Annotated in this window: 19 protein-coding genes; 11 read left to right on the top strand and 8 right to left on the bottom strand. The window is 73.1% G+C overall.

Annotated features, from left to right (window positions below; all coding sequences use genetic code 11):
* Window positions 1-3 precede the first annotated feature (3 nt).
* The 3 genes from ACSMXO_RS07760 to ACSMXO_RS07770 form a co-directional block, all read right to left on the bottom strand.
* Window positions 4-1,326: an ABC transporter substrate-binding protein gene (locus ACSMXO_RS07760; protein WP_455417206.1), complete on the bottom strand. Its 1,323-nt coding sequence runs from the start codon at window positions 1,324-1,326 to the stop codon at window positions 4-6.
* Between the two features lie 190 nt (window positions 1,327-1,516).
* Window positions 1,517-2,395 (bottom strand): hypothetical protein, encoded by an 879-nt coding sequence (locus ACSMXO_RS07765; RefSeq protein ID WP_346256144.1) that lies wholly within the window; start codon window positions 2,393-2,395, stop codon window positions 1,517-1,519.
* Between the two features lie 68 nt (window positions 2,396-2,463).
* On the bottom strand, window positions 2,464-2,943 hold the full coding sequence (locus ACSMXO_RS07770; RefSeq protein ID WP_346256145.1) for a DUF6232 family protein: 480 nt from the start codon (window positions 2,941-2,943) through the stop codon (window positions 2,464-2,466).
* A 146-nt stretch (window positions 2,944-3,089) separates the two neighbouring features.
* Here ACSMXO_RS07770 and ACSMXO_RS07775 point away from each other — a divergent pair, with 146 nt between their 5' ends.
* Both ACSMXO_RS07775 and ACSMXO_RS07780 read left to right on the top strand, forming a co-directional pair.
* Entirely contained in the window at window positions 3,090-3,863 is a 774-nt protein-coding gene (locus tag ACSMXO_RS07775; protein ID WP_346256146.1) for an enoyl-CoA hydratase-related protein, read from the top strand.
* A gap of 110 nt (window positions 3,864-3,973) precedes the next feature.
* Entirely contained in the window at window positions 3,974-5,596 is a 1,623-nt protein-coding gene (locus ACSMXO_RS07780; RefSeq protein ID WP_455417207.1) for an acetolactate synthase, read from the top strand.
* Between the two features lie 27 nt (window positions 5,597-5,623).
* Here the strand turns inward: ACSMXO_RS07780 and ACSMXO_RS07785 are convergent, their stop codons facing one another.
* Window positions 5,624-7,579, bottom strand: a complete 1,956-nt coding sequence (locus ACSMXO_RS07785; protein WP_455417208.1) for a hypothetical protein — start codon at window positions 7,577-7,579, stop codon at window positions 5,624-5,626.
* 240 nt (window positions 7,580-7,819) lie between these two features.
* On the opposite strand from ACSMXO_RS07785, the gene ACSMXO_RS07790 reads away from it, so the two are divergent.
* Both ACSMXO_RS07790 and ACSMXO_RS07795 read left to right on the top strand, forming a co-directional pair.
* Window positions 7,820-8,782 carry an ATP-binding cassette domain-containing protein gene (locus ACSMXO_RS07790; protein ID WP_455417209.1) on the top strand — a complete coding sequence of 321 codons (963 nt, stop codon included), beginning with the start codon at window positions 7,820-7,822 and terminating at the stop codon, window positions 8,780-8,782.
* The gene (locus tag ACSMXO_RS07795) at window positions 8,779-9,585 is read left to right on the top strand and encodes an ABC transporter permease (RefSeq protein WP_455417210.1); all 807 of its coding nucleotides are present in this window, start codon (window positions 8,779-8,781) and stop codon (window positions 9,583-9,585) included. The genes ACSMXO_RS07790 and ACSMXO_RS07795 overlap by 4 nt, the downstream gene beginning before the upstream one ends.
* 96 nt (window positions 9,586-9,681) lie before the next feature.
* On the opposite strand, the gene ACSMXO_RS07800 is transcribed toward ACSMXO_RS07795, so the two are convergent.
* From ACSMXO_RS07800 to ACSMXO_RS07815, 4 genes are all read right to left on the bottom strand, one after another.
* Window positions 9,682-12,999 carry a BTAD domain-containing putative transcriptional regulator gene (locus ACSMXO_RS07800; RefSeq protein WP_455417211.1) on the bottom strand — a complete coding sequence of 1,106 codons (3,318 nt, stop codon included), beginning with the start codon at window positions 12,997-12,999 and terminating at the stop codon, window positions 9,682-9,684.
* An 87-nt stretch (window positions 13,000-13,086) separates the two neighbouring features.
* On the bottom strand, window positions 13,087-13,497 hold the full coding sequence (locus ACSMXO_RS07805) for a PLD nuclease N-terminal domain-containing protein (protein ID WP_346256152.1): 411 nt from the start codon (window positions 13,495-13,497) through the stop codon (window positions 13,087-13,089).
* 27 nt (window positions 13,498-13,524) lie between these two features.
* Window positions 13,525-13,854: a DUF202 domain-containing protein gene (locus ACSMXO_RS07810; protein ID WP_455417212.1), complete on the bottom strand. Its 330-nt coding sequence runs from the start codon at window positions 13,852-13,854 to the stop codon at window positions 13,525-13,527.
* Window positions 13,851-14,243, bottom strand: coding sequence for a YidH family protein (locus tag ACSMXO_RS07815; protein ID WP_346256154.1), 393 nt, complete (start codon window positions 14,241-14,243; stop codon window positions 13,851-13,853). The genes ACSMXO_RS07810 and ACSMXO_RS07815 overlap by 4 nt, the downstream gene beginning before the upstream one ends.
* 42 nt (window positions 14,244-14,285) lie before the next feature.
* On the opposite strand from ACSMXO_RS07815, the gene ACSMXO_RS07820 reads away from it, so the two are divergent.
* From ACSMXO_RS07820 to ACSMXO_RS07850, 7 genes are all read left to right on the top strand, one after another.
* Window positions 14,286-15,107 carry a GNAT family N-acetyltransferase gene (locus ACSMXO_RS07820; RefSeq protein WP_455417213.1) on the top strand — a complete coding sequence of 274 codons (822 nt, stop codon included), beginning with the start codon at window positions 14,286-14,288 and terminating at the stop codon, window positions 15,105-15,107.
* Window positions 15,104-15,511, top strand: a complete 408-nt coding sequence (locus ACSMXO_RS07825; RefSeq protein WP_346256156.1) for a hypothetical protein — start codon at window positions 15,104-15,106, stop codon at window positions 15,509-15,511. The genes ACSMXO_RS07820 and ACSMXO_RS07825 overlap by 4 nt, the downstream gene beginning before the upstream one ends.
* Window positions 15,512-15,750: 239 nt before the next feature.
* Window positions 15,751-16,530: an electron transfer flavoprotein subunit beta/FixA family protein gene (locus ACSMXO_RS07830; protein ID WP_455417214.1), complete on the top strand. Its 780-nt coding sequence runs from the start codon at window positions 15,751-15,753 to the stop codon at window positions 16,528-16,530.
* Window positions 16,531-16,558: 28 nt separating this feature from the next.
* Window positions 16,559-17,518 carry an electron transfer flavoprotein subunit alpha/FixB family protein gene (locus ACSMXO_RS07835; protein WP_455417215.1) on the top strand — a complete coding sequence of 320 codons (960 nt, stop codon included), beginning with the start codon at window positions 16,559-16,561 and terminating at the stop codon, window positions 17,516-17,518.
* A gap of 197 nt (window positions 17,519-17,715) precedes the next feature.
* Window positions 17,716-18,894, top strand: a complete 1,179-nt coding sequence (locus ACSMXO_RS07840) for a cysteine desulfurase family protein (RefSeq protein ID WP_346256159.1) — start codon at window positions 17,716-17,718, stop codon at window positions 18,892-18,894.
* A gap of 126 nt (window positions 18,895-19,020) precedes the next feature.
* On the top strand, window positions 19,021-20,100 hold the full coding sequence (gene mnmA / locus ACSMXO_RS07845) for a tRNA 2-thiouridine(34) synthase MnmA (RefSeq protein WP_455417216.1): 1,080 nt from the start codon (window positions 19,021-19,023) through the stop codon (window positions 20,098-20,100).
* Window positions 20,101-20,237: 137 nt separating this feature from the next.
* Window positions 20,238-21,506 (top strand): low temperature requirement protein A, encoded by a 1,269-nt coding sequence (locus ACSMXO_RS07850; protein ID WP_455417217.1) that lies wholly within the window; start codon window positions 20,238-20,240, stop codon window positions 21,504-21,506.
* Window positions 21,507-21,592 lie beyond the last annotated feature (86 nt).

A 21,592-nucleotide genomic window follows, 5' to 3' on the forward strand; every position in this document is an offset into this window, starting at 1 on the left:
CCTTCAGGAGGCGAAGATGGTCTTCTTCTGCGACTCGATCCGCCTACACAGCCCGTCGATGTCGTCCGGCTTGTTCAGGAAGCTCTGCAACGAGGGGATCATCACGGTGGAGGCGAAGTCCGGCCGGGTGTCCCGGTCGAGGAACTGGGAGATCTGCTTCGCCCCGCCGACCAGCTCGACCGCCTTGCGCTGCAACGCGCTGTACCCGCTGGTGTCGGCGCCGTTGTGCGTGGCGACGTTGTTCGGGTCGCTCTTGAGGTACGCGTTCTGCGCCTTGGCGCTGGCCAGATAGCGGAGCAGCTCCTTCGCCCCGTCGACGTTCTTCACCTTGCTGGAGATCATGAAGCCGTCGATCGGCGCCTCGACCGCGTCCTGCCCGTGCGCCTCGACGATCTGCGGGAACGGGAAGAAGTCCAGGTCGGCCGCGACCTCACCCTGGAACTGCTGGCCGACGAACATGCCGAGCAGGTACATCCCGGTCTGCTTCTGGCCCAGCGACTGCGCCGCCTCCTGCCAGGTCCGCCCGTTCGCCCCCGGCTGGCAGTACGGCAGCAGCTCCCGCCAGAGCGTGAAGACCTGCTTGACCCGGCTGTCCTCCCAGGACTCCTTGCCGGCCATCAGGTTGACGTGGAAGTCGTACCCGTTGCTGCGCATGTTGATGTAGTCGAAGGTGCCCATCGCGGGCCAGCCGTCCTTGTCGGCCATGGCGATCGGGATCAGCCCGTCCGAGCGCATCCTCGCGGCCAGCGCCTTGAGATCGTCCCAGGTCTTCGGGACCTGGTAGCCCTTCTCCTGGAACACGCTCTTCCGGTAGAACATCGCCCACGGGTAGTAGTAGAACGGCACGAAGTACTGCTTGCCGTCGGTGCCGGTGGACGCCTGTTTCATCGCGGCGGAGAAGTCGCCGCCGATCGACTGCCAGATGTCGGAGATGTCGGTGGCCAGCCCCTGGGCGGCGAAGTACTGCATCCGGAACCCGGAGAACCAGCTGAAGACGTCGTCCGGGGTCGCCTGGAGATAGCGGGTGATGTTCTCCTGGAAGGTGTTGTGGTCGACGGTGTTGATCTTCACGTCGAGCCCGGAGCCGGCGAGCACCTCGGCGAGCGCCTTCTTCGGCACCTCGTCGGAGTAGTTGGAGCCGAGGGTCACCGTGCCGCCGCCGCTGCCGCCCTCGGTCGGCTTCTCACAGGCCGCCAGCCCTGCCGGCAGGGCCAGCGCGCCGGCCGCGTACGCGGCACCGCCGAGCAGGCGGCGCCGGGCGAGCGTGTGGGGCGCGGAGCGGGAAGCTGCGGGCGGAACGGACGGGCCGGACGGGAATGTCGCCATCGTGTCTCCTCGCGCCGCTGCGGGACGGATCGACACCGCCGCGCAGCAGCCGATCCGCGCACGAAACCTGCTGGCAACAGTAGGAGGGTAGGCGGAAGAGGGTCAAGAACTTAGATCAATGGATGCCGGATCAACCGGGGTGCGGCCCACGATCGCCACCGGTGAGTCGTCGTCGCCCGCTGGCGATGGCCTATGCGCCGAGGACGTCGTCGACGGTGGTGGCGTTGACGGCGCGGCGCAGCCAGGTGTCGAGCTGGGCCAGGTCGGTGCAGGCGAGGATCTGCTCGCGGGCCTCGTCGGGTACGGCCACGCCTCGCCCGTCGAGCACGGTCAGGATCGCCCGGGCCTCGCCCCGGGCCTCACCCTGCTCCTCGTGTTTGGCGGCGAGTTCCCGGAACAACTCGCTGTGGTACTCGTACCTCGCAGTGGTGGTCATGAAAGCCTCCCAACGAGTCCGGGTCGCCGCCGGCAGCCCGGCCAGTACAACGTCATAATACAAGATCGCGGTCTTCGGATTGACTGAGCGAAGCGCTGCCATCAGCGCCGGGAAGGTGGCTTCCACCTGGGCGTCGTGGCCGTGGCAGATGGCCGAGAGCACGGCCAGTGCCGGGTTGGTCCGGGCCAGGTCCACGTCCACGACCAGCGGGACATCGCTGGGTGTGAAGATCAACGGCCGCAGTGCCAGGCTCAATCCGTCGAACTCGAAGAGGCCGCGGTAGCGGCGGGCGGTCCGCAGGTCGGGGCAGTAGACCAGCAGCGCGGCGTCGACGTCCAACTCGGCTTCGAGTTGGGCCACGTAGAGCTTCCAGGTGCGTCGCTTCGTGGAGTCCCAGCCGCGCTGGATCTCCAGTACGACCGCGAGCAGCGGCTGGTCGGTCGGGTCGCAGAAGAGCAGCATGCTGTCCGCGTGGTAGGTGCGCGGGACCAGCACCCGTACGTCTGTGGCGTGCGGACGGGCGTGGTGGTAGTCGGGAACCTTCACGTCGAACACGTGCCTCAGCAACCAGGCCACCAGGCTCGGGTCGAGCTTGGCCAGGGCGACCGGGGACTCGTGCTCCGCACTCGGCATGGCGGGTACGTTACGAGAGGGGTACGACACCCGGCGTGATGGCACGGGTGTCGCGGCGCTTCCGCCGGTCAGCGGTTGCGGCTGGGAGTGACGGCTGCGGCCTGCTCGACGGCCCGCTCCAGGGCCCGGTAGACCTGGCCGAACCGCAGCGCGTCAGCGGTGCTGAGCACCCGGACCGGCACCCCGCGCCACTGCGCCCAGATCTCCAGCCGGTGCGCGCCCCGGGCGTAGCTGCGGTCGACGTGCTCCAGCAGATAGTCGGCGACCGGTGCGGCGGCGAGCCCGACGAGTATGGAGGCGCCGACGATCGCGATGGTCGCGGTGAGCGAGGTGTGCAGGCGTACCGCGATCAGGATGCCGACGGCGGCGGCGACCAGCGGGCCGGCGAGCCCGGCCAGCAGCGCGCCCCGGCCGGCGAGGGTGCCCCAGGAGCGGGCGCCCCGGACGTGCCAGACCCGGGCGACCTCGGCCAGGGGATAGGCCCGACCGTCGACGCGGATCGCCTCCGAGGTGATCCGGATCGTACGGTCGTCGTAGTACGTGGTCATCGCCGTTCCGCTCGGGGTGAGTCCGACGTGCTCAGCGTATCTGGAAACGGTACCCCGCAGGGGCCGCCCCGAATCCCCACCGAGCTGCCACGGCCGGCAGAACGCCCGTTAGGGTGAGCCTCGCGACTTCGACGTGGAGGTGGGCTGTGGGCGACTTCGTCCGGGTGGAGACCAACGAGGGTATCGGCACGATCCGGCTGGACCGGCCGCCGATGAACGCGTTGAACACCCAGGTTCAGGAGGAGTTGCGCGCCGCCGCCACAGTGGTCTCCGCCGACCCGGACATCCGCGCGGTCATCGTGTACGGCGGGGAGAGGGTCTTCGCGGCCGGCGCGGACATCAAGGAGATGGCCGACATGTCGTACGTCGACATGGCCGAGCGGGCCGCCGACCTGTCCAGCGCGCTCGGCGCGCTCGCCCGGATCCCGAAGCCGGTGGTCGCGGCGATCACCGGGTACGCCCTCGGCGGCGGCTGCGAACTGGCACTGGCCTGTGACTGGCGGGTGGTCGCCGAGGACGCGAAGCTCGGTCAGCCGGAGATCAAGCTCGGCATCATCCCCGGCGCGGGCGGCACCCAGCGGCTGGCCCGGCTGGTCGGCCCGGCCCGGGCCAAGGATCTGATCATGTCCGGCCGGATGGTCGACGCCGCCGAGGCGCTCCGGATCGGCCTCGCCGACCGGGTGGTCCCGGCCGAGTCGGTGTACGCCGAGGCGGTGGCGCTGGTCCGGCCGTACCTGACCGGTCCGGCCCAGGCCCTGCGGGCGGCGAAGCTGGCCGTGGACGGCGGGCTGGAGATGGATCTCGCCTCCGGGCTGGCCTGGGAGAGCCAGCTCTTCGCCGCACTCTTCGCCACCGACGACCGCCGGGAGGGGATGGCCGCCTTCGTCGAGAAGCGCCGCCCCGACTTCACCGGCCGGTGATCACCTTCCCGGGATAGGTGAGTGTCGTTCACGTTATTTCCGACCGGCCGGTAACCTCGCAGGAACCCCGGCGCGACGAGCGGCAGGCACGGCGGACGACAGGAGCGGCGATGACGGAACGGATCGAAGGACACGGCGGCGACCTGGCCCTGGCGGCCCTGCGGGCGTACGGCGTGCGGGAGATGTTCACCCTCTCCGGTGGCCACGTCTTCCCGCTGTACGACGCGGCGCACCGTACCGACTTTCCGATCTACGACGTCCGGCACGAGCAGTCGGCGGTCTTCGCCGCCGAGGCGGTGGCCAAGTTGCAGCGCCGGCCGGGGCTGGCCGTACTCACCGCCGGTCCCGGCGTCACCAACGGGATCTCCGGGCTGACCAGCGCGTTCTTCAACGCCTCCCCGGTGCTGGTGCTCGGCGGTCGCGCCCCGGCCTTCCGCTGGGGTTCGGGCAGCCTCCAGGAGATCGACCACGTCCCGCTGGTCGCACCGGTCACCAAGCACGCGGGCACGGTCTGGTCGACCGACGACGTACCGGGGGCGGTCGCCGGGGCGCTGACCGCGGCGCTGACCCCGCACCGGGGCCCGGTCTTCCTGGACCTGCCGCTGGAGGTGATCTTCTCCACCGGTGACGCCGAGCCGCCGGCCGAGCCGGTGATCACGCCCGTCGAGCCGGATCCGGACGAGGTGGCGAAGGCCGTCCGGCTGATCGCCGCAGCCGAGCGCCCGATGATCATCGCCGGCTCCGACGTCTACGCCGGGGACGCCGTCGAGGCGCTGCGGGCCGCCGCCGAGGCGCTCCGGGTACCCGTCTTCACCAACGGGATGGGCCGCGGGGCCCTGCCGCCCGGTCACCCGCTCAGCTTCGCCAAGGCCCGCCGGGTGGCGCTCGGCGGCGCCGACCTGGTCGTGGTGGTCGGCACCCCGCTCGACTTCCGGCTCGGCTTCGGCGACTTCGGCGACGCCCGGGTGGTGCACGTGGTGGACGCGCCGAGCCAGCGGGCCCAGCACGTCGAGCCGGCCGTCAGCCCCGCCGGCGACCTGCGGCTGATCCTGACCGCCTTCGCCGAGTACTCCGGTGACCGGGCCGACCACGAGTCGTGGATCGACGGTCTGCGTACCGCCGAGGAGGCGGCCCGGGCCAAGGACGCCGCGGCGATGGCGGCCGAGACCGATCCGATCAAGCCGGCCCGGGTCTACGGCGAACTGCGGCGGGTGCTCGCCCCGGACGCGGTCACCATCGGCGACGGCGGCGACTTCGTCTCGTACGCCGGGCGCTACCTGGAGCCCGCCCAGCCCGGCACCTGGCTCGACCCGGGCCCGTACGGCTGCCTCGGCACCGGCATGGGCTACGCGATGGGGGCCCGGGTGAGCTACCCGGACCGGCAGATCTGCGTACTGATGGGCGACGGCGCGGCCGGATTCTCGCTGATGGACGTCGAGTCGCTGGTCCGGCAGAAGCTGCCGGTGGTGATCGTGGTCGGCAACAACGGCATCTGGGGCCTGGAGAAGCACCCGATGCGCGGCATGTACGGCTACGACGTCGCCGCCGACCTCCAGCCCGAGTTGCGCTACGACCAGGTGGTGAGCGCGCTCGGCGGTGCCGGCGAGACGGTGGCGAAGGCGGCCGACCTGGGACCGGCGCTGGAGCGGGCGTTCGACGCTCAGGTGCCGTACCTGGTCAACGTGCTGACCGACCCGGCCGACGCCTATCCCCGCTCGTCCAACCTCGCCTGATCCGTCCACCCGCGCTCGGCGCGGCGGTCAGCGGTACCGGTCGGCGGAGTCGGTCCACCACTCGGCCGGGCCGATCGGCGGTGGCCGGAACCCGGGCTCGTCCGCCGCGTCGACCTGGTCGGTCCAGTCGGGCCGCCGGTCCGGTTCGAGCTGGTCGGACGGGTGGAACCGGTCTGCCGGGCCGAGCTGGTCCACCCGGGCGAGCTGGTCCGCCGGGTCGACCCGAGATGCCGGGCCGAGCCGGTGATCCGGGTCGAGCGGGTCGGCCGGGCCGGCGATGCCCGGTTCTCCGACCACGGTCAGGTCGGTGACCCGTAGCGGCGGCTCCCCACCCGCGCCGGCCGACGCCCCGGTCCACCAGGCCCGGTTCGCCGCCCGCGCGCCCGGACCGGCCCGGTCCGGATGGCGGGCCGCGAGCAGCGGCAGCAGCAGTACCCCGAGCACGAACGGTGCGGCCATGTATCGGGCGGCCTGGGCGTTGTTGACAGCCAGTACCGAGAGCTGGTTGCCGAGGCTCAGCGTGGCCAGTGCCAGCACTGCCCGGTCCCGCCGGCGCCAGGCCAGCAGCCCAACCGTCAGGTACGCCAGGTAGGCCCAGGTCGCGCCGCGCCACAGCAGCCACTCGGGCTGGCCGACCCGGCTGGAGAGTTCGTCCGCCACGTCGCTGACCGGCTCGGCCAGCGGCCGGCTGTACGCGACGGCCAGCACCTCCGGCCGCTGGAACCTCGGATCCCGCTCCAGATAGGTCGGCAGCGCCCAGGCGGTCGGGTTGGCCCGCAACCCGCCCGCCGGAGTGGGCCGCCAGGCGATCGAGCCCCGGCAGATCCTCGCGGCGAGCACCGTCTCCGGCGATCGGCGTACCAGCCGCCACCAGGCTGACAGCAGGTCCTCGTGGTGTGCCGCCGCGGCAGAGCGGTCGAAGTCGGGGTGGTAGACGGTCGAGTCGACGGTGTAACAGTCCGCCGACTGCCGCCAGTGCGACAGGGGCGCCACCTTGGTCAGCAGGGCCAGGTCGGCGGCGGGGAAGTCGGCCGGCCGCTCGGCGTACCCGATCGCGAGGTCGGCGAGGAACGCCTCGTAGGCCACGATGGACTCGCTGTCCCGTACCCCGAGGGCGGGCAGCAGGGCCCAGTTGGTCAGCAGCGCGACCGTGGCGGCCACCACCCCGGCGAGCAGGATCCGGAGCGCGGTACCGCGCAGCAGCAGGGCGAGCAGCACGGTGACGATCGCCGCCACCACGAAGCCGTTCTGCCGGAACAGGCAGCTCAGGGTCAGCTCGGCGGCGAGGGCGCCGAGCAGTTCCCAGGGCATCCGCCGGGTGTTTCCGGCCGGACGTCCGGCCGCTCGCGGCGCCGGTGCGGCGTGCCGGACGACCGTACCGGCGTTCCCCCGGCTCGGCCGGCCACCATCCGGACCAACATCGCCCGCCCGGTCCTGCGCACCGGTGGCGTCCGGCCGGCGTGCGGCGAGCATCCGGGCCACCGTGCCGAGCAGGAAGACGTGGCAGACGACGAACGGCACGTCCTTCCAGACGCAGACCGTGAAGGTGCCGACCGGAGGCAGCGCCACGACCACCACCGCGGCGGTGGTCCAGGCCCAGGCCGGGCCGCCGATCCGGCGCAGGCCGGTGACCGCGTACGCCAGGCCGGCTGCCAGGGCGGTGGTCTGCACCAGGGTCAGCCAGCCGATTCCGCCGGTGAGCCGCACCGACAGCCAGACCAGACCGGTGTAGCTGACCGGGTGGTGGGTGTTCCAGTTGCCGGTGGTGGCCTGCCAGACGTGGTCGAGCGAGTCCGGGCTGAACAGTCCCGGATAGCGGGCGGCCCACCAGAACAGCAGTACCGCCTGGGTCAGCCCGAAGGTCAGCCCGCCGAGCCTCGCCGGCGAACCCCCGAGCCACCCCGGCCGGTGGGGGCGGCGGTCGTCGGACTCCGCCGACCCGTCCGCCGGCCCTGCCGGCCCGGTCACCACCCCGTGTGCCATGCCTATCGTCCTTCGCCCGGGCGCGGCCGCGCCGACCAGCGGTGCGAGGGGTGGTGGGCACCGATCTGGGCCATGCTACGGCCGGCGTCGGCCGAGAGTCCCTGGAACGGCGGACTCCGCACCGGCCGGGGTCCGACCGTGCGTGTCAGCCAGTTGTCAGCGCCGAGCGGCCGGTGTCAGCCCCGGCTCAGTCCCGTTGGTCATGGTGGGGGCACGACGAATACCGACGGGAGACAGTTCATGAGTTACGCCATCCGGGCCGAGGGGTTGGTCAGACGCTTCGGCGAGACCACCGCCCTGGCCGGCGTGGATCTGGGGGTACGGGCCGGCACCGTCTTCGGCCTGCTCGGCCCGAACGGGGCCGGTAAGACGACTGCGGTACGGGTCCTCGCCACCCTGCTCCGGCCGGACGCCGGCACCGCCACGGTCGGCGGGTACGACGTACTCCGCCAGGCGCACCAGGTGCGGCAGGTGATCGGCCTCACCGGCCAGTACGCCTCGGTCGACGAGACGCTGACCGGTACCGAGAACCTGCTGCTGATCGGCCGGCTGCTCGGGATGTCCCGGGGCGATGCCCGTTCCCGGGCCCGGCAACTACTCGCCGAGTTCCACCTCTCCGACGCGGCGGACCGGGCGGCGAAGACGTACTCCGGAGGCATGCGGCGGCGGTTGGACCTGGCGGCGAGCCTGGTCGGCCGGCCCCGGGTGCTCTTCCTGGACGAGCCGACCACCGGGCTGGACCCGCGCAGCCGTACCGAACTCTGGGGCATCGTCCGGGACCTCGTCGGTTCGGGGGTGACCGTGCTGCTCACCACGCAGTACCTGGAGGAGGCGGACCAGCTCGCCGACGAGATCGCGGTGATCGACCACGGCCGGGTGATCGCCCAGGGCACCTCGGAGGAGCTGAAGACGAAGGTCGGCGGGCAGGCGCTGGTGGTCCGGCCGGCCGACCCCGGTGACCTGGCCGTGGTGGTCGGCGTGCTGCGGGAGGTGACCGGTGCCGATCCGGAGCTGAACCAGCAGACCGTGACGGTGCCGGTCAGCGGCGGCGAGATGCTGCCCGCGGTGGTACGCCGGCTCGACGACGCCGAGGTCACCATCGCCGAACTCGCGCTGCGGGGCGCGAGCCTGGACGAGGTCTTCCTGTCGCTGACCGGTCACCGGGCCGAGGACGGGACCGAACTGGCGGAGGTGCCGGCATGACGACGATCAGCGCACCGGCGCCGGTGCCCACCCGGCGGGTCGGCCCGGTGGTCGGGTTCCGGCACACCATGACCCTGGCCTGGCGGAGCCTGGTCCAGATCAAGCACAACCCGATGGAGCTGCTCGACCTCAGCATCCAGCCGCTGATGTTCGTGCTGCTCTTCACGTACGTCTTCGGTGGCGCGATCGCCGACAGCCCCACCGACTACCTGCGGTTCATGCTGCCCGGAATCATGGTGCAGAACGCGCTCTTCGCCACCATGACCACCGGGTTCGGGCTGAACACCGACCTGACCAAGGGAGTCTTCGACCGGCTCCGCTCGCTACCGATCGCCCGCTGGGCGCCACTGGCCGGGCGGATCCTCGCCGACACGGTCAAGCAGGCGTGGTCGATCGCGCTGCTGCTCGGCATCGGCGTGCTGCTCGGCTTCCGGATCGGTACCGGCCCGCTCGGCGTACTCGGCGCGTTCGCGCTGCTGCTCGCCTTCTCGCTGGCCGCCGCCTGGATCTCCGTGCTGGTCGGTGTGCTGGTGAACGAGCCGGAGAAGGTGCAGATCTTCGGCTTCATGGTGATCTTCCCGCTCACCTTCACCAGCAACATCTTCGTGCCGACCGAGAGCATGCCCGGCTGGCTCCAGGCCTGGGTGAAGGTCAACCCGGTCTCCACGCTGGCCGACGCGCTGCGCGGGCTGCTGGTCTCCGGACCGGAGTCGGGGCCGATCGTGACCTCGCTGCTCTGGGGGCTCGGTATCGCGGTGGTCTTCGCCCCGCTGGCCGTCCGGGCGGTGATGCGGCGGGTGTGAGCGGGTCCTGTCTTCCGGGGCGCGGTGCCCCGGGAGATCCCGCACCCGGTGGGGTGCGGCGGCCGGGGTGCGGGACGGCAGGTGTGGTGTCCCGGGTCAGCCGACGGTTCCCTGGACCAGTGCGGGCAGTGCGGCCGGCGAGCCGGCGGCCTGCCCGCCCTGGCCGAACGCCTCGGCGAAGGCCGCCTCGCCGAGCGCGTCCCGGACGGCCGTCTCGACCCGGGCGCCGTCCAGCAGCGAGTGGTCCGGTCCACCCCGGACCCCGGCCGCCGCCCCGAGCAGCCGGGCCGCCCCGACCGGCCGGCCGAGCCGGAGCGCCAGGTCGGCGAAGCCCGCCAGTACCGCGCCGAGCACCGGGGCGTCGTAGAACTCCAGCGCGAAGCCGAGTGCCCGGTCGTGGTGCTGCCGGGCGCCGGACAGGTCACCGAGCGCGGCGGTCACCGCGCCGTGCGAGGAGGCGAGCATCGCCCGCCACTGCGGAGCCATCCGCCGATCCGTGGTCAGCCCGGTGGCCTGGTCGAGCCGCTGCCGGGCGCCGACGAGGTCGCCCTGGACGCGCAGGATCTCGGCGTACTCGTGGGCGACCGCCGCCCGGCACTCGTCCGAGCCGATCCGCAACGCCTGCCGGTCGGCGTCGATCACGAGGTCGAGTGCCCGGTCGTGCTCGCCGAGCTGCCACAGCTCGTGGGCCAGCCGGACCTGCATCACCGGCAGGTCCTCGGCGGCGCCGACCAGGCGGATCAGCTCGATCGCCTCGACCTGCAACCCGGCGGCCCGGCCGTGCTCACCCCGCCGGCTGGCCAGTTCCGCGAGGGCCGAGAGGGAGTACCCGGTGCCCCACCGTTCGCCGATCGACCGGAAACCCTCGAGTGCGGCGGTCATGTTGGCCTCGGCGGCGTCGCTGGACCCGCCGCTGTTGAGTTGCGCGTGCGCGTGGGACATCCGGGCGGTCGCCCGGACCCACGGGTCGGGATCGTCGAATCGCGTGGCCAGCACGTCGAGCGCCGGCTCGGTCAGATAGGACTCGAACATCACCGATATCGGTTTGATCAGACGCAGCAGCGGGTGGACCGGCTCCTGCCCCTCGGCGGTCCGGGCCGCCCGGGCCAGCCACTGCCCGCCCTTGGCGAACTCGCCCTCGGCCGCGAGCAGGTTCATCCCGGTCAGCAACTCGGCGATGGCGACCTCCGCCGGTGGCAGCCGGTCGATCCCGGGCAGGGCCATCGCCGCGACGGCCAGTTCGACGCCCTCGACCCGCATACCCCGCATCCACCAGTACCAGCCGAGGGCCGCGACGAGTCCCACCGCCGTCGCGGCGGATCCGGTACCGATCGCCCAGCGCAGCGCGGCATGCAGGTTGTCGTGCTCGGCGGTCAGCCAGCCGAGCCAGCGAAGCTGGTCCGCGCGGCGCAGTTCGGCGTCGGCGACCCGGGCGACCGCGAGGAAGTCCTCGGCGTGCGCCCGCCGGACCCGGTCCGCCTCGCCGGCCTCGGCCAGCCGGCGCAGCCCGTATTCCCGGATGGTCTCCAGCATCCGGTAGCGCGGCTCGCCGTTCCCGGTGACCACCACGAGCGACTTGTCGACGAGTGCGGAGAGCCGGTCGAGCACCCCGGCCCGGTCGAGTACGCCCGCCGGCCCGGCACCGCCCGCCGGCCCGGCACCGCCCGCCGGCCCGGCACCGCCCGCCGGCCCGGCACCGCCCTCCGGTCCGCCGCCGTCCAGTGCGCAGATCCGCTCGACGGCGTCCAGGGTGGCCCCGCCGCTGAACACCGCCAGCCGGCGCCAGAGCGCCCGTTCGGCGTCGTCGAGCAGGTCCCAGCTCCAGTCGAACACCGCACGCAGGGTCTGGTGCCGGGGCAGCGCCGTTCGGCTGCCGCCGGTGAGCAGCCGGAACCGGTCGTCGAGACGGGCGGCGACCTGGGCCGCGGTCATGCTGCGCAGCCGGGCCGCGGCCAGCTCGATGGCGAGCGGCATGCCGTCCAGCGACCGGCAGATCCGGACCACCGCGGCGACGGTGTCGTCGTGCACGGTGAAGTCGGGGCGTACCGCGCCGGCCCGGTCGGCGAGCAGTCGGACCGACGGGTACGCCATCGCCGTCACCGGGTCGGCGTGCGGGGGCGGCAGCGGCAGCGAGTCGACCGGGCAGAGCGTCTCGCCGGTGATGCCGAGCGGCTCCCGGCTGGTGGCCAGGACCCGCAGTTCCGGGCAGGCGCCGAGCAGCCGGTCGGCGAGGGTGGCGGCGGCCTCGATGACGTGTTCGCAGTTGTCGAGCAGGAGCAGCATCCGCCGGGATCCGATGGCTCCGGCGAGCCGGGCGATCGGGTCGGTCGCCCCTGCGTCGGGGACGCGGTTGCGAGCGGCCAGCAGGCCCTGCTCGCGCAGCCCGAGCACCTGGAGGATGGTCTGCGGCACCTCGGCGCCGTCCGTCACCGGGGCGAGTTCGACCAGCCACAGGGCGTCACAGGCGCGGCCGGACAGCGTACGCGCCGCCTCGACGGCCAGCCTGGTCTTGCCGGCACCGCCCGGACCGGTGAGGGTGACCAGCCGGGATCCGGAGAGCAGCTCGGTGACCCGGCTGATCTCCGGCTGCCGGCCGACGAAGCTGGTCAACGGGGTGGGCAGGTTGTCGACCGGCGCGTCGCCGGAGGTGCTGCCCGATTCGGGCGCGGGGGCCGGCGGGACGGGCGCGGCCTCCCGGAGCAGTTCGAGGTGCAGCGCGGCGAGTTCGGGGGCCGGCTCGGTGCCGAGGGTCTCGGCCAGGGTGCGCCGCAGCCGGGCGTACGCGGCCAGCGCCTCGGCGGACCGCCCGGTGGCCGCCAGCGCCCGGACGAGCTGCCCGGTGAAGCGCTCGCGGAGCGGGTGCGCCTCGGCCAGGGCACGCAGCTCCGGTACCAGCACGGCAGCCTCGCCGGAGGCGAGCCGGGCGTCGATCCGCCCCTCGACGGCGGTCAGCCGCAGCTCGTCGAGGCGGGCCGCCGGTCCCCGGGCGAATCCGGCGTGCGCCACGTCGGCCAGCGCGGGGCCGCGCCAGAGGCAGAGCGCGTCGGCGAAGACCTCGGCGGCACCGGGCGGGTCCGAGCCGAGCAGGGCCCGGCCGGTGCCGACCAACCGTTCGAACCGGCGTACGTCCACCGCGGCCGGTTCGATGGCCAGCCGGTAGCCGGTCGGATGCGACTCGATCGGGGCGTCCGGCACGGTACGCCGGAGCCGGGAGACCAGCGCCTGCAACGCGTTCGCCGCACCCGCCGGTGGTTCGTCCTCCCACAGCCCGTCGATCAGCCGGCCGGTGTCGACGACCCGGTCGGCGTCGAGCGCGAGCAGGATCAGCAACCGGCGCAGCCGTGCACCGCTGACCGGCACCGGCGCCCCGGTGTCGGCCGTGACCTCCAGCGGCCCGAGCATGGCGATCTGCACGGGCTCGATTGTGCCTGGCACGGTCACCGGGCAGCCCGCAATGTCGACCCGGTGCTCCGGGTACGCCCGAGCGGGACGCGGCGCCGGTCAGACGTCTGGCTTGTCCTCTTCCCGGGGCGGCTCGCTGTCCCGGCGCCGCAGTTCCTCCTCCCGGCGCCGGAGATCCCGCTCCCAGCTGTCGAGCAGTTCGCGGTCGCGCTTCGACCGCTCCTCGTCCAGGGAACGGAGGAACTCCGGGTCGTCGTCGGGGGCCAGCGGTGGCCGGCGGTCAGGGCCGCCGGCCGGACGGCCACCGGCAGCCGGCCGTTCGGGGCTGACCGGACGGCCGGCGACGAACCAGGCGATCGAGCCGACCAGCGGGAAGAACAGGATGATCAGGACCCAGGCGAACCGGGGGAGCGCGCGGATCTCGTCGTCCTCGGCCGACAGGCAGCTGATCAGAGCGACGACGGCCAGGATGAGCTGTCCGATGGCGAGGAGCGCGTAGAGGCGGACCATCTGGCCATGATGACGCACCCGGTCGCCTCAGTGCACCGACGCCAGCACCAGCAGCAGGCCGAGTCCGGCGAAACCGACGGTGGCCAGCGCGATCACCGGCAGCGTCCGGCCGGGGCGGCCGCGCCGGCCGGACGACCGCGGAAAGGTCACCGCCAGTACGCCGAGCCAGCCCAGCCCGGCCAGGACGGCGACCAGCGCCCCGACCGTTCCGTTCGACACGGCGAGCCGGGCGGTGAGCACCGCCACCACCCCGACCGTGAGCACGGTGCGCCGCCACGCCAACCGGGTCCGCTCGGCGGCCAGCCCGACGTCCCGCCCCGGCCCCCGGTGCTCCGGCTCCGACTGTTCCGGGCTCACGGGTTACGGGCTGCCTGCACCAGCACCGCCACCACGAGCAGTACGCCACCGAGCCCGACCAGCAGGGCGAGTACGGCGGGAAACCGCGAGGCGGGAAGCTCGTGGCCGAGCCGGATGGCCCGCTCGGTACGCGCCCAGTGGTCGACCGCCCGTACCGCCACCGCGCCGCCGAGCAGCAGCAGGGCCACGGCGAGTGCCTCGCGCAGGTACGGGACCGGCATCGGGGGCAGGAACTGCGCCACGGCGAGCCCACCGGCGATCAGCGCCAGGCCGGTACGCAGCCAGGCGAGGAAGGTGCGCTCGTTGGCGAGCGAGAATCGGTAGTCCGGCGTCTCGCCGACCTCCCGCAGTTCGCGCGGGTCGAACCACCGCCGGATCGCCTGGTACACGTTCGGAGATTATCGGGTGGACATCGCCCGTAGCCTGGGCGGGTGACAGACCTCGACGCCGACCTGCTGCGGACGGCCTACGACAACCAGTTGCGGGCGCGCCCGCCGGAGCCGGTGCCCCCGGGTGTCACGGTGGACCGGGACGGTCCGCTGTTGCGGATCGAGGGCCTGGACCGGGGCGGCTTCCTGACCTACCAGGACCTGGGTGGGCTGACCGGGGCGGCGCTGGACGAGCTGATCGCGCGGCAGCGGGACCACTTCGCCGGGCTGGGCCAGCCGGTCGAGTGGAAGCTGCACGGCCACGACCAGCCGGCCGACCTGCCGGACCGGTTGGTGGCCGCCGGTTTCGTCCCGGAGGAACGGGAGACCGTGGTGATCGGCCCGGTCGCGTCGCTGGCGGCGACGCTGCCGGTGCCACCTGCGGGGGTACGCCTGCGCGAGGTGACCGAACGCGCGGACCTGGACCGGATCGCCGGGCTGAAGGCCCGGGTCTGGGGTGGCGACGACGACGGGAGCTGGCTGGCCGACGGGTTGGAGCGGGAGCTCGCCGCCGGCGCGGAGCTGGACCAGCCGCCGCTGACCATCGTGGTGGCCGAGACCGACGACGAGCTGGTCAGTGCCGCCTGGATCCGGTTCGTCTCCGGCACCCGGTTCGCCACCCTGTGGGGCGGGGCGACCCTGCCGCACTGGCGCCGCCGGGGCATCTACCGGTCGCTGCTGGCCCACCGGGCCCGGCTGGCCGACGCCCGGGGCTTCAGCCTGTTGCAGGTGGACGCCTCGGAGGACAGCCGGCCGATCCTCCAGCGGCTCGGCTTCGTCCCGGTCACCACCACCACGCCGTACGTCTACACTCCGAATCCGTGACGCAGCCGCTGACCGAGGAGGAGCGGGCGACCCTGAAGGGGGCCGCGTTCGGTGCGGTCTTCCTGGTGTCGAGCGCCGAACCGGGCGCGTTTTCCATGATCAAGGAGAGTCTGGCCGCGTCGAACGCGTTCGCCGGCACCACCGGGCTGGTCCGGGAACTGCTCACCACCGGCGCCCTGCCCCGGCTGCCCGGCGGGTCGCCGGCCGAGGCGTCGGCGACGGTGCTGCCCGCGCTGCGCCGCTCGGTCGAGATCCTCCGCTCGAAGGCACCCGACGAGGTGGTCAGCTATCGCTCGGCGGTGTTGTGGGCCACCGAGGAGGTGGCCCGGGCACACGACGGGATCAGCCCGAGCGAGGCGGCGGTGCTGGCCACGGTCCGGGAGGCGCTGGATGCGGCCGGCTGAGCCGGGTGGCGTCGCCCGGCCTGGTGCGGGGACGGTGAGCCGGGTCACTCCGGGGTGCCGGCAGCCCTATGCTACTTGCGGGTAACATCAGCCGTAAGTAACACCACACCTTCTCGCGCGCCGAGCCGTCGGTCTTCGGTTGACCGATCGTTAAGGAGGCGGGAGGCTGCTCCCGAGCAACCCGGCAGATCGCCACGGTCGGCGGGGATCGCCATTCACAGGAGGGTCGTCGAAGCGCGATGAACATCGTCGTACTCGTCAAGCAGGTGCCCGACTCGGGCGCGGACCGCAACCTGCGCAGTGACGACAACACCGTCGACCGGGGGTCGACAAACAACGTCATCAACGAGATGGACGAGTACGCCATCGAGGAGGCGTTGCGGATCAAGGAGGCGCACGGTGGCGAGGTGACCGTGCTGACCATGGGCCCGGAGAAGGCCGCCGAGTCGATCCGCAAGGCGCTGTCGATGGGCCCGGACAAGGCCGTGCACGTGCTCGACGACGCCCTGCACGGGTCCTGCGCCGTGGCCACCTCCAAGGTGCTCGCCGCGGCCCTCGGCCAGCTCGGCGCCGACCTGGTGCTCTGCGGCGCCGAGTCGACCGACGGCCGGGTGCAGGTGATGCCGCACATGCTCGCCGAGCGGCTCGGCATCGCCGCGCTGACCGGCGCCCGCAAGCTGACCGTGCAGGGCGGCAACCTCACCGTGGAGCGGCAGACCGAGGAGGGCTACGAGGTGGTCGCCGCCGCGACCCCGGCGGTGGTCTCGGTCTGGGACACCATCAACGAGCCGCGCTACCCCTCCTTCAAGGGCATCATGGCGGCCAAGAAGAAGCCGGTGCAGACGCTCTCCCTGGCCGACCTGGGCGTCGCGGCCAACGAGGTCGGCTTCGCCGGCGCCACCAGCACCGTGATCTCGCACAGCCGCCGCCCGGAGCGGTCCGGCGGCGAGCGGGTCACCGACGACGGCACCGGCGGCACGAGGCTGGTCGAGTTCCTCGCCGCCGAGAAGTTCGTCTGAGCGCGACCGGGAATCAGGAGGAGAAGTCATGACCGAGGTTCTCGTCGTCGTCGAGGCCACCCGCGAGTTCGGCGTCAAGAAGGTCACGCTCGAACTGCTCACCCTCGCCCGCGAGCTGGGTACGCCGGCCGCCGTGGTGCTCGGCGGTCCCGGCGCCGCCGCCGCGCTCGGCGACAGGCTGGGCGAGTACGGCGCGGAGAAGATCTACGCGGCCGAGCACGAGGAGATCGACGGCTACCTGGTGGCGCCGAAGGCGACGGTGCTGGCCGAGCTGGTCCGCCGGGTACAGCCGGCCGCCGTGCTGCTCGCCTCCAGCCAGGAGGGCAAGGAGATCGCCGCCCGGCTGGCGGTCAAGCTGGACAACGGCGTACTCACCGACGTGGTCGGACTGGCCGCCGACGGCACCGCCACCCAGGTCGCCTTCGCCGGCTCGACCATCGTCACCTCGAAGGTGACCCGGGGCCTGCCGCTGGTGACCCTGCGGCCGAACTCGGTCACCCCGAGCCCGGCCGCGGCCACGCCCACCGTCGAGCAGCTCGACGTCGTACTCGGCGAGACCGACCGGCTGGCCCGGGTGGTCGACCGGGTGGCCGAGCAGAAGGGCAGCCGGCCGGAACTGACCGAGGCGTCGGTGGTGGTCTCCGGCGGGCGCGGCGTCGGCAACGCCGACAACTTCAAGCTGGTCGAGGAGCTGGCCGACCTGCTCGGCGGTGCGGTGGGCGCGTCCCGGGCGGCCGTCGACTCCGGCTTCTATCCGCACCAGTTCCAGGTGGGCCAGACCGGCAAGACCGTCTCGCCGCAGCTCTACGTGGCGCTCGGCATCTCCGGCGCGATCCAGCACCGGGCCGGCATGCAGACCTCGAAGACGATCGTCGCGGTGAACAAGGACGCCGAGGCGCCGATCTTCGAGTTGGCCGACTTCGGTGTGGTCGGGGACCTGTTCAAGGTCGTACCGCAGGCCGCCGAGGAGATCCGCAAGCGGCGGTAGCCGGCGAGCGGCCGGGCGATGACCGCCCGCCAGCCGCTGTGTGACCTGCGATACCCGGCCGGGCTGCCCCAGGGCACCCGGCCGGGTTCCGTCGCTGGCCAGCGGTTGATCGGCTCGCCGGGCGCCGGCACCGGGGCCGCGGGCACGGCCGGGCGGCCGAGTGGGCCGCCCGGACTCTGGCACTAGGCTGGATGCTGATGACTTACCTTGATCACGCGGCCACCACGCCGATGCTCGACGAGGCGTTGGAGGCATACGTCGCGACCGCTCGCGAGGTCGGCAACCCGTCGTCACTGCACGCCGCCGGACGGTGTGCCCGGCGCAAGGTGGAGGAGTCCCGCGAGCGGGTCGCCGCCGTCCTGGGCGCCCGGCCGTCCGAGGTGGTCTTCACCGGGGGCGGTACCGAGAGCGACAACCTCGCGGTCAAGGGCATCTTCTGGGCGCGCCGGGCCGGCGCCCCCGGCCGGACCCGGGTGGTGGCGAGCGCCGTCGAGCACCACGCGGTGCTGGACTCGGTCGAGTGGCTGGCCGCCCGCGACGGGGCGACCGCGAGCTGGCTGCCGGTCGACCGTGCGGGCCGGCTCGACCCGGACCGGCTCGCGGCCGAACTCGACGCGCACGCCGACGAGGTCGCCCTGGTCACCGCGATGTGGGCTAACAACGAGGTGGGCACCGTCCAGCCGATAGCCGCGCTCGCCGAGGTGGCCGCCGCGTACGGCATCCCGTTCCATACCGACGCGGTGCAGGCGGTCGGCCAGGTACCGGTCGACTTCGCCGCCAGCGGGGCGGCCGCGCTGACCGTCACCGGGCACAAGCTCGGCGGACCGGTCGGGGTGGGCGCGCTGCTGCTCGGCCGGGACGTCGGCTGCACGCCGGTGCTGCACGGCGGCGGGCAGGAGCGGGACGTCCGGTCCGGCACCCTGGACGCCGCCGGGATCGTCGCCTTCGCCGTCGCGGTCGAGGCCGCGGTCAAGGCTCAGCAGGACTACGCGGCCCGGGTCGCCGCGCTCCGCGACGACCTGGTGGCCCGGGTCCGGCAGGCCGTGCCGGAGGCGCTCTACAACGGCGATCCGGTCGAGCGGCTGCCGGGCAACGCACACTTCTCCTTCCCCGGCTGCGAGGGGGACGCCCTGCTGATGCTGCTGGACGCGCAGGGGATCGCCTGCTCGACCGGGTCGGCCTGCTCGGCCGGGGTGGCCCAGCCCTCGCACGTGCTGCTGGCGATGGGTGCCGACGACGACCGGGCCCGGTCGTCCCTGCGGTTCTCGCTCGGGCACACCTCGACCGCCGAGGACGTGGACGCACTGGTCGCCGCGCTGCCCGGAGTGGTCGAGCGGGCCCGCCGGGCTGGGGCCGTCAAGGCCGCCCGGAGCTGACCGCGCCGTCAAGGCCGCCCGGCTCGGCCGGCATCCCGGCCGGTGATCCGGGCGACGGCCGGCCCGGTGGCCGGGACGGTCCGTCGGCCGAGCCGGCTACGCTCGTCGGGTGGAGGGGGTGGACCGGTGAGGGTACTGGCAGCGATGTCCGGCGGGGTCGACTCGGCGGTCGCCGCCGCGCGGGCGGTGGAGGCCGGTCACGACGTCACCGGCGTACACCTGGCGTTGGCACGCAATCCGCAGACGTACCGGACCGGTGCCCGGGGCTGCTGCACGCTGGAGGACTCCCGGGACGCCCGGCGGGCGGCGGACGTGCTCGGCATCCCGTTCTACGTCTGGGACCTGGCCGACCGGTTCCACGAAGACGTGGTGGAGACCTTCGTCGCCGAGTACGCGGCGGGGCGCACCCCGAACCCCTGCCTGCGGTGCAACGAGAAGATCAAGTTTGCCGCCGTACTGGACCGGGCGGTGGCGCTCGGCTTCGACGCGGTGGTCACCGGGCACCATGCCCGGCTCGGCCCGGACGGGCTGCTGCGGCGCAGCGTCGACCTGGCCAAGGACCAGTCCTACGTGCTCGCGGTGCTGACCCGGGAGCAGCTCGACCGGTCGATCTTCCCGCTCGGCGACTCGACCAAGGCGCAGGTACGCGCCGAGGCGGCCCGCCGTGGCCTGGCGGTCGCCGACAAACCCGACTCGCACGACATCTGCTTCATCGCCGACGGCGACACCCGGCGGTTCCTCGCCGACAGGCTGGGCGAGGCGCCCGGTGAGATCGTCGACGCCCGCACCGGTGCGGTGGTCGGCGCGCACAGCGGCGCGTACGCCTACACGGTGGGGCAGCGCAAGGGGCTGTCGCTCGGTGTGCCGGCCCCGGACGGGAAGCCCCGGTACGTGCTCTCGATCACCCCGAAGACCAACACCGTGACGGTGGGCCCGGCCGAGGCGCTGGAGGTGTCCACGGTGGCCGGCGAGCGTCCGGTCTGGACCGGCGGGCCGCTGCCGACCGCCGCGTTCGACTGCGAGGTGCAGTTGCGGGCGCACGGCCAGGTGGTGCCGGCCACTGTCCGGCTCGACGGGGCAGGGCTCCGCGCCGAGCTGCGCGAGCCGGTCCGGGGGGTGGCGGCGGGGCAGGCGATCGTGGCGTACCGGCCCGATCCGGGTGGCGACGTCGTGCTCGGCTCCGCCACCATCAGCGCCGCCGCCTGAGCCCGGTCCGACCCGTCCCCGGCGTACTCCGGGAGTCCGCAGCCCCCGGCCGTTCCCGCCGGGAATGGTCGTTCGCCCGGAACCGGAGCGCCGCCCCGTGATACGAATACCGGGGCGGACCAGGCAAGGCGGACGAATTGGCGGCGGGACAGTCCTCGGAGCGGTCGGGACCGGGGCGACTGCTCCGCCAGCGTGAGCACTCCCACCAGGCGTCGTTCCTCGAACTCTTCTTCGACCTGGCCTTCATCGTCGCCTTCACCCTGCTCTCGGCACGGATGGTCCGTGACCTGACCTGGCTCAACCTCGGGCAGACGCTGATCCTGATGGCCGCCGTCTGGTGGGTGTGGGTCGCCACCGCCTGGTCGACCGACTGGTACAACCCCAACCAGCCGCTGATCCGGGTCCTGGTCCTCGGCGTGATGTTCGTGGGCCTCGTCCAAGCCGCCGCCATCCCCGGGGCGTACGGCGAGCACGGGTTGCTGTTCGCCGGGGCGTACGCCCTGGTCCACCTCGGTCGGGCCGCGCTGCTGCTGCCGGCGCTGCGCGGTCATCCGATCCAGCAGCGCAGCCTGCTGGTCGCGATCTGGTTCGGGCTCTCGGCGATCCCCTGGGTGATCGGTGGGCTCCTCACCGGACCGGCCCGACAGCTCCTCTGGCTGGTGGCGATCCTGCTGGACTACGTCATCGCCTCGCAGGGCTGGCCGGTGCCCTGGCTCGGGCGGCTGCGTCCGGACCAGTTGCGGGTGGTCGGCGAGCACCTCTCCGAGCGGTACCAGCAGATCTTCATCGTCGCGTTGGGCGAGATCATTCTGGTCACCGGCCTGACGTACGCCCGGGAGAGCATGGGGCTGACCCGGACGGTGGCGCTCGCCGCGGTCTTCGCCAACGCCGGAGCGATGCTCTGGCTGTACTTCGTACCGGTCGTCGGGCGGCTCAGCGGGGCGATCGAACGCAACCAGCCCCGGGGCGGGGTCTACGCGGCGTACGCCCATGCGTTGATGACCGCCGGGGCGGTGCTGACCGCGGTCGGCGGTGAGTTGACGGTGATGCACCCGCTCGGCGAGGCGCCCGTCTCCTGGTCGACGGCGGTCCTCGGCGGAGCCGTGCTGTTCCTGGTCGGGCGGATCGTGATGGGGCTGCTGGTCTACACCCACCCCGTCTGGCGCACCGGTACGGCGTTGGGGCTGCTGCTGGCCGGTTCCCCGGGTCTGGTCCGGCTTCCACCGCTGGTGGTGAGCATGGTCACCTCCGCCGCCCTGCTCTCGGTGGCCCTCGTCTACATGTTCGTGCCCGGCCGGTCGGACCGCGCCGAACGACAGTGGAGGCAGGAGCGGGAACGGGAGGAGCCGGAGCGGGGGGCGCAGGAAGGGGAGGAGCCGGCGGCGGAGGAGCAGGAACGGCACTGAGGGGACCGGGTCGGCAGGCGGCCGGACGGGGAGGCGCCGGACGGACCGCCGGTGCCGGGATAACCTGCCGACGTGACCGATCAACA

This window comes from Plantactinospora sp. DSM 117369 (genome assembly GCF_053764795.1).

What these genes read in the sequence shown, in the direction of transcription:
- ACSMXO_RS07760 (WP_455417206.1), bottom strand. Translation starts at nt 1,326, where the DNA reads ATGGCGACATTCCCGTCCGGCCCGTCCGTTCCGCCCGCAGCTTCCCGC.
- ACSMXO_RS07765 (WP_346256144.1), bottom strand. Translation starts at nt 2,395, where the DNA reads ATGCCGAGTGCGGAGCACGAGTCCCCGGTCGCCCTGGCCAAGCTCGAC.
- ACSMXO_RS07770 (WP_346256145.1), bottom strand. Translation starts at nt 2,943, where the DNA reads ATGACCACGTACTACGACGACCGTACGATCCGGATCACCTCGGAGGCG.
- ACSMXO_RS07780 (WP_455417207.1), top strand. Translation starts at nt 3,974, where the DNA reads ATGACGGAACGGATCGAAGGACACGGCGGCGACCTGGCCCTGGCGGCC.
- ACSMXO_RS07785 (WP_455417208.1), bottom strand. Translation starts at nt 7,579, where the DNA reads ATGGCACACGGGGTGGTGACCGGGCCGGCAGGGCCGGCGGACGGGTCG.
- ACSMXO_RS07790 (WP_455417209.1), top strand. Translation starts at nt 7,820, where the DNA reads ATGAGTTACGCCATCCGGGCCGAGGGGTTGGTCAGACGCTTCGGCGAG.
- ACSMXO_RS07795 (WP_455417210.1), top strand. Translation starts at nt 8,779, where the DNA reads ATGACGACGATCAGCGCACCGGCGCCGGTGCCCACCCGGCGGGTCGGC.
- ACSMXO_RS07805 (WP_346256152.1), bottom strand. Translation starts at nt 13,497, where the DNA reads ATGGTCCGCCTCTACGCGCTCCTCGCCATCGGACAGCTCATCCTGGCC.
- ACSMXO_RS07830 (WP_455417214.1), top strand. Translation starts at nt 15,751, where the DNA reads ATGAACATCGTCGTACTCGTCAAGCAGGTGCCCGACTCGGGCGCGGAC.
- ACSMXO_RS07835 (WP_455417215.1), top strand. Translation starts at nt 16,559, where the DNA reads ATGACCGAGGTTCTCGTCGTCGTCGAGGCCACCCGCGAGTTCGGCGTC.
- ACSMXO_RS07840 (WP_346256159.1), top strand. Translation starts at nt 17,716, where the DNA reads ATGACTTACCTTGATCACGCGGCCACCACGCCGATGCTCGACGAGGCG.